The following is a 13515-nucleotide window of genomic DNA, read 5'->3' as shown; positions in this document are numbered from 1 at the left end:
GAGGGGAGAAGACGACTCACACCATCCGCTGGTCGTCGCCGCGCCAGCCGCCACGTCCGCCGCAGTGGCGTCCTTGCCAGCCCGGGCCTCCGCGCCAGCCATGACCCCAGCCGTGCTCCAGGATGTCCGCCAGCTCGCGACGCTGGCGCGCATCCAGCGCCTCATGCACCTGAGAGAGCGCGCCCTGGAGCACGCGACGCGCGTTCTCCACCGCCACGTCATGCCGGGCGAACAGCTCGCGCAGCGCGGCGCCGTCGAAGTGCTCTCCGCGCAGCGCGGTGCCCAGCGCGGAGCGGCTGGGGCCCACCTCGTCGCGCAGCTTGTCGAAGGCCTCCGTCAATTCCTCGGTGGCCTGGATGATGACCTTCTCCTGGCCGGGGGACGTCTCCAGCCGCTCGAACAGCCAGCGCAGCCTCATCCGCCAGCCGAACCGGCTGCCGCGCCTGTGTCCGTGGTGACGCCAGCGACGACCGCCCCGCACCGTGTAGATGAGGCCCGCGAGGCACGCGGTCCCAAACAAGAATCCGAACATGGGTCCTGCTCCTTCAAATGAGGCGGCCCGAAGCGGGCGTGCCGGTGTTTGACGGACAGGAAGGTAGAAGACGGGTGTGAAGGGCGCGCCGGAGCCACATGAAGAAACGTGAAGGGCCTCGGGCACAGGCGGGATGAAGTGGCGAATGTGGTCTGTTCATCTCCCGAGCGATTTTCAGCGTCTCGGATTGTCCTCTGTTCGACGACCGCCTGCCCGCTGGGCGGGGGTCGGGTGGACAAAGGAATACGGGAGGTAGATTGTCGCGGCAGTGTCGGAGCGATGTCCGCCCCGCACTGGTGGTCCGGCTGGTCCCGGGTCGCCGTCTAGCAGAAAGAAGAAGGTCACATGGCAATCGGTACTGTGAAGTGGTTCAACGACGCCAAGGGTTTCGGCTTCATCGCTCAAGAGGGCGGTGAGGACGTGTTCTGCCACCACACGGCCATCAACATGGATGGCTTCCGCACCCTCCAGGAGGGGCAGCGGGTGGAGTTCGAGGTGACCCGTGGCCCCAAGGGGCTGCAGGCCCAGAACGTTCGCGCTTACAACGGCTAGCGTCATTCCTGGCCACCCTTGAGTGAGCCCGAGGCCCGGTCTTCCCCCAGGGAAGGCTGGGCCTTCGTCATTGATGCGCCCTGGCCCGTCGAGCGAGCGAGCGCCGCCGCGGGTCCCGTCGAGCCTTTCCCCCTTCCTTACCTTCAGGGCTGAGCGCGGCGCATCCGCCGCCTGACGCCCGAGGGCGAAGGAGACCGAGGCATGGGGGATACCAGCGTGAAGAAGGTGGAGAGCCGGCACTCACCCCGGGGAGACATGGGGCAGAAGTACCTGGCCTCCGGCGTGCGAGTGTCCATGCGGCTGTGGGAGGACGAGCCACCTGGCGAGCCCCGGCCCGCCGCCCCGCGCGACTACGAGACGGTGGGCTTCGTGCTGAAGGGTCGCGCGGAGCTGCACCTGGAGGGGCAGGTCATCCTGCTCAACCCGGGGGACTCGTGGCTCGTGCCGCGAGGCTCCAGTCACACGTACAAGATTCTGGAGACGTTCTCCGCGGTGGAGGCCACCAGTCCGCCCGCGGCGGTGCATGGCCGTGACGAGGGCGCGGAGAAGGAGCAGAAGCCCGCGAAGGCCTGAGGGCGCTCGTGACGTGGGAAGCGCACGGGCTCGTCGTCGAGGCGGCGAGCCCGGGTGTTCCTCAACTCCGAGGCGGGATGGGGGCCCTGGAGCGTCGCCCCCAGGCGACGAAGAGTGAGAGCCCCACGAGCAGGAAGTTGAAAGGGGTGTTCGCCGACTCGCCACGCGAGACGTGGAAGAGGATGGCGGAGACCTGGAGCGCGGCGCAGCCCAGCGCGGCGAGGATGGTGAGTCCCGGCTTGATGCGCGTGAGCGAGGGCAGGACGACGCCCAGCCCGCCGAGCAGGTCGACCCCGGCCGTCGCGTAGAGGAACGCCGCCGGGACTTGTCCTGCCCACGGAATCATCGCGGCGAGCTGGGGGATGGGCGTCAGGAGCTTCCAGAGGCCCGTGCCGGCGAAGACGAGACCCAGGAGGGCCTGGGTGACCCACAGGCTGACGGGAAGGGCTCTGGATGGGCTCGCGTTGCCGCTGACCGCGGTCGTCATGACGTACCTCCAGCTTCAGTGACCTCGCCTATCTTCCATGCCCGCGGATGCCGGACAAGGAGGCACATTGAAGTCACTAGGGAACGGAAAGATGACCAAGCGCTTCGTCGACGACTGCGTCGCGACGCGTGAAATCCTGAGCCTCATCGGGGACAAGTGGAGCGTCATGGTCATCGTCAACCTGGGTGACGGCGCGGTGCGCTTCAGCGAGCTCAAGCGCGCCATTGAAGGCATCTCCCAGCGCATGCTGACGCTCACGCTGCGGGGGCTCGAATCCGATGGGCTCGTGTCGAGGACCGTCTTTCCGACGACGCCTCCGCGAGTGGACTACGCGCTGACGAAGCTGGGACGAACGCTGCTGGACCCGGTGACGGAGCTGGCCATCTGGGCGCAGCGCCACCGACCGGAAATCCAGCGAGCCCGCGAGGCCTTCCAACGCGCCAGCGCTCCGAAGTGAGTGTGTTCACGGTGCGTCGCGACACGTCAATGAATCAGGGGCGTACGTCGTCCGCGAGGTGGCGCAGGGTGGTGGCCAGGTCCGCACCCAGGATGAGGACCTGGGCCCGGGTGTCTGGGAGTGCCTGGCCCGTGCGCGAACCGGCGACATCGATGGAGAGGGGCGCGCTGGCGGACTGGGTGCCACACCGCACCTCGAGCTGTCCCCGGAGCCCGAGCTGGAGGGAGCCGTTCAGGGGATGGGAGCCGCTCCCCCCAGTGAAGAGGGCCCTGGAGGTGCAGCCGGTTTCAGAGGGAATCGGGCAGGTGCCTTCGTTGACGGAGAAGGTGGTCTCACCCGTCATCGTCGCGCGGATGCCGGCGCCGCAGTTCATCTCGCCGAGGTGGATCTGCACCCGACCCGGGCTTCTGGCAGGCGCCTCGATTCGAACGACATCCAGGATGGACGTGACGTCCGTCTGTCCATTCAGGATGATGCCCATCGTTCCCGTGACTTCATAGGTGCCCACCACGTTGGGACGATGGTCGGGCTGATTGCCGCCAGGCGGCTCGACATGCCCCGGCTCCTCCGGAGACTCGGAAACACCCTCACCACACGCACTGAGTACCAGCAGGGCGACTGCCATCAAGACACGTGAACGCTGCATCTGGGCTCTCCTTCAGGAGACGAAATGCGAGACGCCAGTGCCGGCCATGGAGTCTCCTGCGCAGGGAACCCCGGACCTCCATTTTCTGCGCACGACTCCGTTCACCTGCTAGAGCGGCAGGCATGCGAATCGCGGTGACCGGGACGCATCGCGCGGGGAAGTCCACCCTCATCGATGAGCTGTCCGAGCATCTCCCCACCTATGTGGCGGTGGATGAGCCCTACCTCCTACTGGAAGACGAGGGGCACGAGTTCGCGCAGCCCCCTTCAGTCGAGGACTTCGAGGCGCAGCTCTCGCGGTCCATCGCCAACCTGGATGACGCGCCCCGCGACGTGTTGTTCGACCGATGTCCGGTCGACTTCATCGGCTACCTGCTGGCCCATGAGGACAGCGATGCGTTCGACGTCGACGCGTGGCTCCCACGCGTGCGCGAAGCGGTCCAGAAGCTCGACCTCATCGTCCTCGTTGGGATTGAGCGGCCCGACCGGATTGCGCGCTCCGCCTCGGAAGACGAAGAGCTGCGCGGGGCGGTCGACGAGAAGCTGAAGGAGCTCCTCCTCGACGAAGCCTACGCCTTCGGAGTGGACGTGCTCGAAGTCGAAGGGCCACTGAGCGCGCGTGTGAAGCAGGTGCTCGCGCATCTTTCTTCGTCAGGTCGGGATTGAGCGCGTCGTGCGGGCAACAGCGGGCCGTACCCCGGCCTCCGCAGGCCCGCCCCCCTTTTGTTAGAGTGGTGCGCACAGGGGCCGGAAGAGAGAGCTGACGTGTTCAAGGGGATGTGGTTGCGGTGTGTCGTGCTGGCTGCCTTGCTGGTGGGCAGTCCTGCTTGTGATGACACAGAGGTCGTCGTACCGGATGCGGGCATGGAAGAAGTGGATGCGGGGCCCGTTGACGGAGCGCCCGTGGTGTTTCGCATCACGAACGTGGGGAATTGCGCCGCCAAGCTCCTCACCACGGTGAAGGGACAGGTCAATGCGTCCATCCGTGTCCAGCAAGGCGAACTCGAGGGCACTGCCTTCGGGACCTGTGGGTGCCCCTATACGTGCCCGGGGAACAACTACCACGACACGTTCCCCATCATGCCTGGAGCAACCGTGGAGTTCCCATGGTCAGGGAATCGCTATATCAGTGAGGGCCGGTGTGATGTCCGGCGTCTGGCCTTTGGTCCGGCGCGGGTGACCATCCCCTATTTCACCCTGGCGGACGCGCAAGCCGGCTTCAAGGGACCCGAGGTCAACGTCTCCCAGGACTTCGACTTCACCCCGGACGGTGGCGTCGTGGAGATTGTATTGAATCCACCCAAGGACCTCCTCGTGGATGGCGGCGCGGGCGTCTGCCCTTGAAGTCGCAGGCGGACTTCCAGCCGATGCCCGGCTCAGTCCTCTCGCCGGGTGGACGCTGACATTCCGCCCATCAGGATGCCCAGGTAACGCTCGCTCGCGGCCCTGGGCTCTCCTCCGATGCGCACGGCGTGCACGACGCCGCAGATGAGCCGCCGGACGTCGTCGACGCCAACGTCCGTCCGGATGGCTCCCGCCCGGTGGGCCCGGGCCAGCAGACGCTGGGTGGCTACGCCGAGCTCGGCCTTCAGCTTCGAGGTCTGCGGCAGCGCGTCCTCCTGCGTGCTGAGGACCTCCGCCAACCCCACGTCGGCCAGCTGCAGCTTCAGGACGGCCCGGAGGAACTGATGCAGTCCCTGGCGCGGCTCGCTCGCTGACTCGGCCACCCGAGCCTGCGTGACGAGGGACTCCAGGTGCTCGTTCACCAGGGCTTCCAGGAGCGCCTGTCGGGTAGGGAAGTGGCGATACACCGTCCCCACCCCGACTCCCGCGGCTCGAGCCACCTGGTTCAACTGCAGGGATGCATCCCCCTGGGCCATCAGCTCCCGGGCAATGGCCAGCACGTGCTCCCGGTTGCGAGCGGCATCCACGCGCAGCGGCGGCTTCTCCTGCTTCTTCATGTGGCCATCCTAACGGCCAGAAAACGGATTCTTTATCCGAATGAATTGAAAATCCACCGGGCGCTCCCTATTCAAGGGGCAGAAGTGGATGGCCCATCCGTTTTCGCTCCATGGGGCCAACCGGGGCCATCCTCCTACCTGGGAGCCGTCACGTGACTGGGCACACCGAAGTTTCGGAAGCGCGTCGTCGGGAAGAAGGCGTCCCCAGGGCCTCGGAGGCGGGCGAGCAGGTCGCGCTCGTCACGGGGGCCAATGCGGGCATCGGGTTGGCGCTCACGCGCAACCTCCTGTCCACGGGCTGGCAGGTCATCGCGGTGAACCGCTCCGCCTTCCCCGAGGAGGATGCCCTCCTGAAGGACGCTGTCGGCACGGGACGACTGCGCGTCTACACGGCCGACCTGACGGACTTCGACGCGCTTCGCGCCGTGCTCGGTGAACTCAAGGGGCGGGAGGCGCGCATCGACGTGTTGTTCAACAACGCGGGCGGCAGCTTCCCGACGCTCGCGTTCTCCAAGCAGGGACGCGAGGTCCACTATGAACTGCAGACGGTGGCGCCCTACGTCCTGCTGATGGAGCTGCGAGAGCTGCTTCACCGGGGGGCGCTGAAGACGGTCATCAACACCTCCTCGGCCGTGTTCCTGCGGACGAAGACCTTCGACCCGGGCGCGTTGGAGCGTCCCTCGAACTTCAGGATGCTCCTGGGCCCGTATTCGACGACCAAGCTGGCGCTCTCGCTGTGGACGCGCGAGCTGGCGCCCCAGCTCGCCGCCGAGGGAATCCGGCTCCTCAGCGTGGACCCGGGAGGCAACAACACGCAGCGGGCCGGCAGACCGTCGGGCCTCCCATTCTGGCTGCGGCCCATCGTGACGCTCTTCTTCCCGCCACCCACGAAGGGCGCGTCGCTGCTGTACGACGCGGCCCTCGGCAATGCCAGACGGGAGCCACCGGGTGCCTACCTCGTCCAGGGAAAGGCGACCGAGCTGGGTTTCCAGACGCAGGGGCGCGCCGTCCTGGACCAGGTGCGAGCCATCCACGCTCGGGAGTTCCCGGCCCGGAGTCCTCGGGCCTGAGGACTCCGACTCTCGAGCACGCCTGCCGTCCACCTACTCCATGCCCATCGCCTCCGGGGAGCGCGCGAGGAGTCCCCCGAGGAGCATTCCGTGCCACGCGGCGGAGTTCCATGAAAGACCCAGACTCATCTGCCCAATCCTTCGCTTGATTCAAGGAGCGGGCTGTAGACGACGCGGGGCCTGAGCGTGTTGTTCCCTGAGGCTCAATCCGGCGCGACGACGACAGCGGCGCGCGCCTCCCTGCGCCTGCGCCAGTAGAGGAACACGGGCACGCCCGCGCCGAGCAGCAGCGAGCCCTTGAGCGCGTTGAGGGGATTGGACGCGGTGGAGCCCACCACGACGTAGACCGCCGCCGCGATGAAGAGCAGCGGTGTGACGGGGTAACCCGGCACGCGATACGACACGCGAGGCACCTGGCCCTGGTGCTCCCGGGCCCGGTAGACGAAGAGCGTGGCGGCCGTGGCGCCGAAGACGAGCCAGTCGGCGAAGACGACGTAGTCGAGCAACTCGCCGTAGGTCCCCGTGCTCGTGAGGAGGATGGCCCAGACCGCCTGGAAGACGATGGCCGCCGAGGGCGTGCGGTAGCGCGGATGCAGCCGCGCCATCCATGGGAAGAACAACCCATCCGCCGCCATCGCCTGATAGACGCGGGGCGACACGAGGATGACGAGGTTGAGGAATCCGAAGGTGGAGAGCGCCACGCCCGCGGTGATGAACGTGCGGCCCGTGGGCCCCAACAGCGAACCGAGCGCGTCCGCCGCCGGCGCGGTGCTCGCCGCCAATCCCTCCGCTCCGAGCGTGCGCAGGTAGGTGAGGTTGGCGAGCAGGTACACCGTCACCACGCCGATGACGCCCCAGAGCAGCGCGCGGGGCAGGTTGCGCTCCGGATTCACCAGCTCCTCGGCCACGAAGTTGGTCTGCTGCCAGCCGCCGTAGCTGAAGAGGACGGGGACGAGCGCGGCGCCGAGCGCCAGCGCGATGGAGTCAGGAGGCGCTGGGGGCGTCGTGGTCCCCACCGAGGGAGAGGCCCCCGCGAGCAGCAGGCCCGCGCCGATGAGCACCGCGAGCGCGACCAGCTTGAGCACCGTGAAGACGTTCTGCGTGAGCGCCCCAGGCCGCACGCCGAAGTAGTTGACCCCGGACAGCAGGAGGATGGCGCCGACGGCGAGCGGGTACCGGTAGCCGTCCGCGAGTCCCGTCAGCGCCAGCGTGTAGTTGGCGAAGGTCACCGCCACCGCGGCGATGGCGCCGGTGGCGATCATCAGGAGCATTCCCCAGGCATTGAGGAAGGCGGGCAGCTCGCCAAAGGCATCGCGCAGGTAGACGTAGCTGCCGCCTGCCTTGGGGATTCGCTGGCCCAGCTCGCCGTAGATGAAGGCGCCGATGAGCGCCACGACCCCGCCGAGCAGCCAGGCCCCCAGCGTGAGGGCGGGGGTGTGCACGCGCTGGGCGACGATGGCGGGGTTGAGGAAGATGCCCGAGCCGATGATGCCGCCAATGACGAGCATCACCCCCGAGAACAGGCCCACCCGCCGCGAATAGCCTCCGCCTGACGGTCCTGACGGCGCTCCAGCTTCATGCTCGGCGGAAGGGCTCATGGCCCCGAGCATAGACGGCAACCATCAAGGATGGCGCCAACCCAGCTCCGAAGGAGGGCCGGTGAAAGACCCGGCCCTCCTCCGCGCTGGACTCACGACAGGTGTTGCTTACTTGTGGTCCTCGTAGAACTCCTTCAGCTCCTGCTCCGCGCTCTCCAGGTTCTCCGACGCCTTGTCGATCTTCTTCTGGAGCGCCTGGTCCTCGGCCGCCAGCTCATTGATGCGCTGGTGGACGTAGTCCATGCGCGCCTCGTCCTTCAGCGTCTGGTTCGCCTCGTCGAGGTAGCTCTCCAGCTCCCGGTGCAGGTTGGACTGCTGCTGCTCCATCTCCTGGATGGCCTCCCGGATGAAGCGGGCCCGCGACTGGGCCACCGGCTCGCTGAAGAGGGGGTTGGTGCCGTTGATGCACCCGCCGATGAACTTCACGACCTTGAGGGCGGAGTTGCCCTTGCGGACGGTGGCGACCACCGGGTTGTTCAGGAACCGCTTGCCCATGTCGTACCCGGCCTTCACGCCCGAGACAATCTTGGGTCCACCGACGCGCACGCCCGCCGCGACGGCGATGGGCGCGCCGACACTCACCCCATTGCCGACGGCGTCACCGTGGGTCAACGGCTTCTCCTCGGTGCCCGTCGGGTCCACCAGGTCCAGCGGCCGGTTGCTGACGTAGCTGTAGAGGTTGCACTCCACGGGGCTGGCGCGGCACTTCTCCAGGTCCTCGAGGAACAGCGGGTCCGGCGTCGTGAAGCGGTTGATGCGGGTGTCGTAGTCGCGAACGCCCATGCGCACGAAGCCCAGGTCCGCGTCATAGGCCTTCTCCACGTAGTCCAGCGCCGCCGCGCCCGTGGGGTGCGTCGCCCGGTCTCCGAAGGGAGACGCGAGCCTCGGCGTACCATCCGCGTCCGCCATCACCGTGCCCCGGCGGTCGGTGGACAAGAGCCGGAAGGTGCCGTTCTGGAGCGCCCCCACCAGCTGCGAGTCCACGCGCACCGGCTGGGTGATGCCCGTGGCGTCCAGGTACGCGCCGCCCTCCAGGTAGGCCGCCAGCGGCGTCCCCGAGGCATCGCGCTTCAGCAGGCGCTCGCCATCCTCGTCGTACACGAAGCTCCAGGACTGCGTGCCCTTGGTCGCGGTGGCCACCTGGCCGTCCGGCCCGTAGGTGAGGCTCAGGTCATCCCGGCCCACCGTGCGGCCCAGCCCGTCCAGGGTGTACGTCACGCCCCCGGCCACCAGCGTGTTGGCGCCCGTGACGAGGTTGCGCGTGCCTGACGCGTCGGAGATGTGCGTGGACAGCCCCATCGCGTCGAAGCCGTAGTCATACGCATGCTGCGCGTCCTGGGCGGAGGCCAGGAAGCCCTGGGGTGAATAGCCATACTGGCGCACGAGCGTCGTGCCGCCGAAGGCCATCACCTCGCTGTCGGTGAGGCCCCGCGCATTCAGCTTCCAGGCGACGCCGGAGCTCCACGCGGGCGTCGTGTGCAGCAGCGTGGTGCGCTGCCGGGTGAGGGCGTCGTAGCCCATCTCCACGGACGTCCCACCGCCGAAGTCCACCTTCGCCGTCTTGCCCAGGCCGTTGTACTGCACGCTCGCCCAGGGCTGGCCGTTGCGCGTCAGCGCGCTCATCCGCCCCCAGGCATCCCAGGCGTAGCCGAGCGTCGTCGTGGACAGGACCGCGCCCCCCGCGTCCTTCACGCGCGTGACTTCCTGGCTCACCTCTCCGCTCTCCGCGTACGTCAGCTCGCTCTCCACCGTGCGCCAGCCGCTCAGTTGGAGCGTCGACTTCGACAGCGTGCCGTCCGTGCGGTACTCCATCCGCTTCGTGTACCCATCTCCCGACGTGGCGGTGAGCAGGCCCGGCGCGCTCGTGTTGGCGGGCGCGGCCGGCGAGGCGCCATCGTAGTAGAGCTGGTACGACTTCGCTCCGCCCGCGGCGCTCGTGTGGGTGATGCCGGTGCGGCGGCCGATGCCGTCGTACTGGTAGCTCTCGCCGCGGACCAGCGTGTTGCCCGGCGTGCGGAACTGCTTGGCGGACACCAGCCACGTCCCGGGGGTGTACTGGAAGTCCACGTTCGCCACGCCGTCGCGCTCCACGCGGCCGACGCGGCCATAGGCGTCATAGGCCAGGCGGTGGCCCTGGCTGTCCGGCATCGTCACGCCCCGCAGGCGCCCCAGCGAGTCGTAGGTGTACGAGTACGCGAAGCCCAGCTCGTCCTCGTACCGCGTCATCCGCTTCGCCGCGTCCAGGAACTGGCGACGCGTCTGCATGCCGTTCTCCTGCGTCTCCACGACAAGCCGTCCGCCCTGCAGGGCCCAGGACGTCGCCAGGGTCTGCTGGACGTCGACGTGGTGGCGCAGCACCTTCTCCACGTCGTAGCCGAAGACGGCGGTGCGCACGCTCGACGTCTGCTCGATTCCACCCAGCAGCGTCGCGTAGTCCAGGGCCGCCATGTCCGCGTTGGCCGGCAGGTTCGGGCGCACGTAGCGCGTCTTCTCGCGCTGCTGGCGGCTGTGCAGCGTCAGTCCATCCACCACCCAGCCCTCGGGGACCAGGCGCGTCCTTGCCACGTCCTCGCCAGCCGCGGTGGAGTACTCCTCCGTGTAGCGCCGGGCGTTGCTGCTCGCGTCCACCAGCGCCGTCGCGGCGATGCCCGCGGGCCTGGTGGCCGTGGCGAACCGGTAGCTGAGCGTCTCGTTGGGGTTCACCTCGCTCGCGACACCGAGCGAGTCCCACCGCTTCGCCAGCCGCTCCATCCCGTCATAGCGGAAGCGCTCCACATGCGTGCTTCCGCCGCGCCGCGTGGTCAACGTCAAGAGGCCGTCGTGCAGCGGGTGACGCTCGGTGACTTCCAGCGCCACGCCGTCAGGCTGAATGACCTTGGAGAGCAGCAGGCGGCCCGGGGCGTAGTCGAACGTCGTGGTGCCCCGGCCGGGCTCGCTCACCGTCTTCACGGTGTAGTCGGACGCGTAGCTCACCGTCTGCAGCGGCATGGCGCCTTGCGGTCCCTGCGCCACCACGCTCTGCACCAGTCCCACGGAGTTGCGGGTGATGACGCCCTGGTAGGAGAAGTCCAGCGCGGGCTGCGGGTGCGTGCCCGCGTACGTCACGTTGGAGGGCAGGCAGTGCAGGTGCTTGACGAGCGCCGGCAGGCTGGCGCGTCCCAGCGTGGTGGTGAGCGTGCCCCAGGGGATGACGCGCACCTGTTGCTGGGGGCACACGCCGTCGAAGGCCAGCGTCTTCGTCGACTCGGTGAGCGTCAGCGCCGGCAGGCTCGCGTCGCGGAAGCCCTGGCCCTCCTCCTTCAGGCGCTTGAACGTGAGGCCCTGGTGCGTGGCGTCCTCGTACTCGCGGAAGGACACCTCGCGGACCTGGGGCGTGAGCGCGTCCGTGCGCGTGTCGGAGAGCAGCAGGCCGGCGAAGTCGTCGCCGTTGAGGAAGTTGACCGCGTGGCTCTCTTGCGGCGCGGTGCGCACGACGCTGTCGAAGCCGACGAGGAAGCCGCCCTGCGAGTGGTAGTTGGCCCCGAAGTACTGGTAGCCGTAGGTGATGGTGTCGTAGCCCGAGGACGCCGATGTCAGCGACGCGAGCACCGGCTGCCGGAAGCGGGCCCCGGGCGCGGCGGGCAGGCGGGTGTAGGTGAAGCCCAGCACGGTGCCCTTGCCGTCGTCCGCGGACTTGAGCAGCCCCGTCTCGGGCCCGTCCAGGGACGTGCTGTAGGCGTCCGAGCCCTTCGTCACGGTGAGGCTGGTGTTGCCGCTGCCCGCGAAGTCGCCCTGGGTCAGCGCGCTCGTCGTCCCGTTGAAGAAGGTGAGCGCGGGGACGGTGACTTCGCGGAACTCGCTGCCGTTGTTGACGAAGAGCAGGGCGAGGCCCGGCTTCGACAACAGCACGTCCGACAGGCCGTCGCGATTCACGTCCACGAACATGGCGGAGTAGGTGGCGAGCTGCGCCAGGCTGACGCCCGTCTTCGTCAGCACGGGGAACAGCTTGCTGGAGGCGGAGTCGAACCCGAACTTGCCGGTGCCCGGCCACACGTGCAGGCCGTTGGAGAGGCGCGCGACGATGTCCGGGATGCTGTCGCCGTTCATGTCATGCACCCATGTCGCCGTGGCGGACACGCTGGGCGTCAGCGTCCCGGTGACGGCGGCGCCGAAGCTGGTGCCGGGCGCCACGCCGCTGGTGTTGGGACGCACCTGGAAGCCGCCCGGGACGACGCGGATGAAGTCCGGCTGCTGGTCGCTGTCCAGGTCCACGAAGCGGGTGTGCGGGCCCAGCTGCCACGCTCCCGTCAGGGACTGCTGGGACAGCAGCGTGCCCGCGCGGTCGCACACGCGGACGTCCGTGTTGGAGCCTCCGGGGTTGGTGATGGCCACGACCTCGGGCTTGAGCTGGTTGGGGCGCAGGCGCGCCAGCAGCCGGGGCTCGTTGCTCACGTTGGCGGTGGGACGGCACACCGACTGCGTGCCGGCGTTGGCCGGAGGCAGGGCCTCGGCGCGGAAGCCCGAGTCCTCCTGGACGTAGAGCATCTGCGCCTGGGCGTGTTCGAAGTCGAGCCGTCCGTCCTCGTCCTCATCCAGCAGCGTGGCGCGCCACGGCTGGATGGCGTCCTGGCCCGCGGTGGCGAGCGTCGCGTCCAGCTTCGTCACCCGGGTGAAGCTGGCGGCGGCGAGCGCCTCCGCCGACGCGTGGTACGTGTACCGGGCCGTGGGCGCCACCGTCACGTTGGGCACCGTGCCGTAGGACTGGTCCACCTGGGCCAGGTAGAAGGCCACGCCCTCCACCGGCTCGGTGTACGTGAGCAGGTACTGCCACCGCGCCTCGAAGAGGCCCGTGTTCGCGTTCTTCGCCTTCACCGACACGGACGACACGCGCCGGTCCAACCGCAGCTTCTTGCTGGAGCGGAAGTCATCCACCGGCTTCGCCAGCGTCGCGTAGCCCAGGTCCACCTGGTACTGGAAGTCATTGCCGGTGCCGCCGTACTGCACCGTCGTCAGGAAGAGGCGGCCCGTCGCATTGGCCTCGTAGGTGAAGCGCGTCTTGCGGCCCGTGGCGCTCACCACCTCGCGCAGGGACCAGGAGTAGATGCCCTTGGCCGTGCTCACCTGCGCGCCGTCGCCGAAGGTCCACACGCTGCCGTCGGGGTGGTACGCGGTGAGGGCCGTGGCGGACTGCTCCACGCGCACGGCGGGATTCAGGTCCGCCGGATACCAGGCGCCGTCGGCGCCGCGCACCAGCCGGCCCCAGGGGCTGGAGAGGTCGTCCGTCGCGTAGTCCAAATCCCCCCGGACGCGCCAGCGGCGGATCTCCAGCTTGGTCTGCCAGCCGTGGCCCCACTCTGACTGGCCCGCGTCGGAGGAGTAGGTGGGGAAGGGCGAGCCGAGCACCTCGCCCCTGTCTTTGGGAACGGTGAAGGGGGAGGCCAGCGCGAAGCCACCGCGCGCCACGTCCGCCGCGCCGAAGGCCGTCTGCGCGTAGGTGCCGATGAGCGAGCCTCGCTGCGGCGCGGCGAGCTGGGGAGGTTGAATCTTGGCGTCCGTGAAGCCAGCGGGCTGCGCGAGCGCGAGGGGAGAGACGAGCAGGGCGGTGCCGCCCAGCATCCGTCGGAAGAGGGTAAACGGTTTCATGGTCCTACCTGATGGGTG

At 68.5% G+C, this 13515-nt stretch carries 12 protein-coding genes; 6 read left to right on the top strand and 6 right to left on the bottom strand.

Going from position 1 to position 13515, the window contains the following annotated elements; genetic code table 11:
• Positions 1–16: 16 nt before the first annotated feature.
• Positions 17–532, bottom strand: coding sequence for a periplasmic heavy metal sensor (locus LZ199_RS05505; RefSeq protein WP_253992590.1), 516 nt, complete (start codon positions 530–532; stop codon positions 17–19).
• 345 nt (positions 533–877) lie between these two features.
• Here LZ199_RS05505 and LZ199_RS05500 point away from each other — a divergent pair, with 345 nt between their 5' ends.
• Together LZ199_RS05500 and LZ199_RS05495 are read left to right on the top strand one after the other, a co-directional pair.
• Complete coding sequence (locus LZ199_RS05500; protein WP_141642749.1) at positions 878–1084, top strand: cold-shock protein; 207 nt, start codon at positions 878–880, stop codon at positions 1082–1084.
• A 201-nt stretch (positions 1085–1285) separates the two neighbouring features.
• Positions 1286–1657, top strand: a complete 372-nt coding sequence (locus LZ199_RS05495; protein WP_253992589.1) for a cupin domain-containing protein — start codon at positions 1286–1288, stop codon at positions 1655–1657.
• A gap of 61 nt (positions 1658–1718) precedes the next feature.
• On the opposite strand, the gene LZ199_RS05490 is transcribed toward LZ199_RS05495, so the two are convergent.
• Positions 1719–2144, bottom strand: coding sequence for a DoxX family protein (locus LZ199_RS05490; protein WP_253992588.1), 426 nt, complete (start codon positions 2142–2144; stop codon positions 1719–1721).
• 91 nt (positions 2145–2235) lie between these two features.
• On the opposite strand from LZ199_RS05490, the gene LZ199_RS05485 reads away from it, so the two are divergent.
• Positions 2236–2601, top strand: coding sequence for a winged helix-turn-helix transcriptional regulator (locus LZ199_RS05485; protein ID WP_253992587.1), 366 nt, complete (start codon positions 2236–2238; stop codon positions 2599–2601).
• 34 nt (positions 2602–2635) lie between these two features.
• On the opposite strand, the gene LZ199_RS05480 is transcribed toward LZ199_RS05485, so the two are convergent.
• Entirely contained in the window at positions 2636–3247 is a 612-nt protein-coding gene (locus tag LZ199_RS05480; RefSeq protein ID WP_253992586.1) for a hypothetical protein, read from the bottom strand.
• Positions 3248–3369: 122 nt separating this feature from the next.
• Between LZ199_RS05480 and LZ199_RS05475 the strand changes: the two genes are divergently transcribed.
• Both LZ199_RS05475 and LZ199_RS05470 read left to right on the top strand, forming a co-directional pair.
• Positions 3370–3912: an AAA family ATPase gene (locus LZ199_RS05475; protein ID WP_253992585.1), complete on the top strand. Its 543-nt coding sequence runs from the start codon at positions 3370–3372 to the stop codon at positions 3910–3912.
• Positions 3913–4011: 99 nt separating this feature from the next.
• A complete protein-coding gene (locus tag LZ199_RS05470) occupies positions 4012–4590 on the top strand; it encodes a hypothetical protein (RefSeq protein ID WP_253992584.1) in 579 nt (192 codons plus the stop codon).
• Between the two features lie 32 nt (positions 4591–4622).
• Here the strand turns inward: LZ199_RS05470 and LZ199_RS05465 are convergent, their stop codons facing one another.
• Positions 4623–5207: a TetR/AcrR family transcriptional regulator gene (locus LZ199_RS05465; RefSeq protein WP_253992583.1), complete on the bottom strand. Its 585-nt coding sequence runs from the start codon at positions 5205–5207 to the stop codon at positions 4623–4625.
• A 152-nt stretch (positions 5208–5359) separates the two neighbouring features.
• Between LZ199_RS05465 and LZ199_RS05460 the strand changes: the two genes are divergently transcribed.
• Entirely contained in the window at positions 5360–6277 is a 918-nt protein-coding gene (locus LZ199_RS05460) for an SDR family NAD(P)-dependent oxidoreductase (protein WP_253992582.1), read from the top strand.
• 203 nt (positions 6278–6480) lie between these two features.
• Here LZ199_RS05460 and LZ199_RS05455 read toward each other — a convergent pair whose 3' ends face one another.
• Both LZ199_RS05455 and LZ199_RS05450 read right to left on the bottom strand, forming a co-directional pair.
• Positions 6481–7806: an APC family permease gene (locus LZ199_RS05455; RefSeq protein ID WP_253992581.1), complete on the bottom strand. Its 1326-nt coding sequence runs from the start codon at positions 7804–7806 to the stop codon at positions 6481–6483.
• A gap of 177 nt (positions 7807–7983) precedes the next feature.
• A complete protein-coding gene (locus tag LZ199_RS05450; RefSeq protein WP_253992580.1) occupies positions 7984–13497 on the bottom strand; it encodes an RHS repeat-associated core domain-containing protein in 5514 nt (1837 codons plus the stop codon).
• Between the last annotated feature and the right edge of the window lie 18 nt (positions 13498–13515).

Source organism: Myxococcus qinghaiensis (assembly GCF_024198215.1).
In the GTDB taxonomy this organism is placed as follows: domain Bacteria; phylum Myxococcota; class Myxococcia; order Myxococcales; family Myxococcaceae; genus Myxococcus; species Myxococcus qinghaiensis.
The sequence above is the reverse complement of the archived record's forward strand: the minus strand, read 5'-3'. Positions and strand labels throughout refer to the sequence as shown.

What these genes read in the sequence shown, in the direction of transcription:
- LZ199_RS05505 (WP_253992590.1), bottom strand. Translation starts at nt 532, where the DNA reads ATGTTCGGATTCTTGTTTGGGACCGCGTGCCTCGCGGGCCTCATCTAC.
- LZ199_RS05500 (WP_141642749.1), top strand. Translation starts at nt 878, where the DNA reads ATGGCAATCGGTACTGTGAAGTGGTTCAACGACGCCAAGGGTTTCGGC.
- LZ199_RS05495 (WP_253992589.1), top strand. Translation starts at nt 1,286, where the DNA reads ATGGGGGATACCAGCGTGAAGAAGGTGGAGAGCCGGCACTCACCCCGG.
- LZ199_RS05490 (WP_253992588.1), bottom strand. Translation starts at nt 2,144, where the DNA reads ATGACGACCGCGGTCAGCGGCAACGCGAGCCCATCCAGAGCCCTTCCC.
- LZ199_RS05485 (WP_253992587.1), top strand. Translation starts at nt 2,236, where the DNA reads ATGACCAAGCGCTTCGTCGACGACTGCGTCGCGACGCGTGAAATCCTG.
- LZ199_RS05480 (WP_253992586.1), bottom strand. Translation starts at nt 3,247, where the DNA reads ATGCAGCGTTCACGTGTCTTGATGGCAGTCGCCCTGCTGGTACTCAGT.
- LZ199_RS05475 (WP_253992585.1), top strand. Translation starts at nt 3,370, where the DNA reads ATGCGAATCGCGGTGACCGGGACGCATCGCGCGGGGAAGTCCACCCTC.
- LZ199_RS05465 (WP_253992583.1), bottom strand. Translation starts at nt 5,207, where the DNA reads ATGAAGAAGCAGGAGAAGCCGCCGCTGCGCGTGGATGCCGCTCGCAAC.
- LZ199_RS05450 (WP_253992580.1), bottom strand. Translation starts at nt 13,497, where the DNA reads ATGAAACCGTTTACCCTCTTCCGACGGATGCTGGGCGGCACCGCCCTG.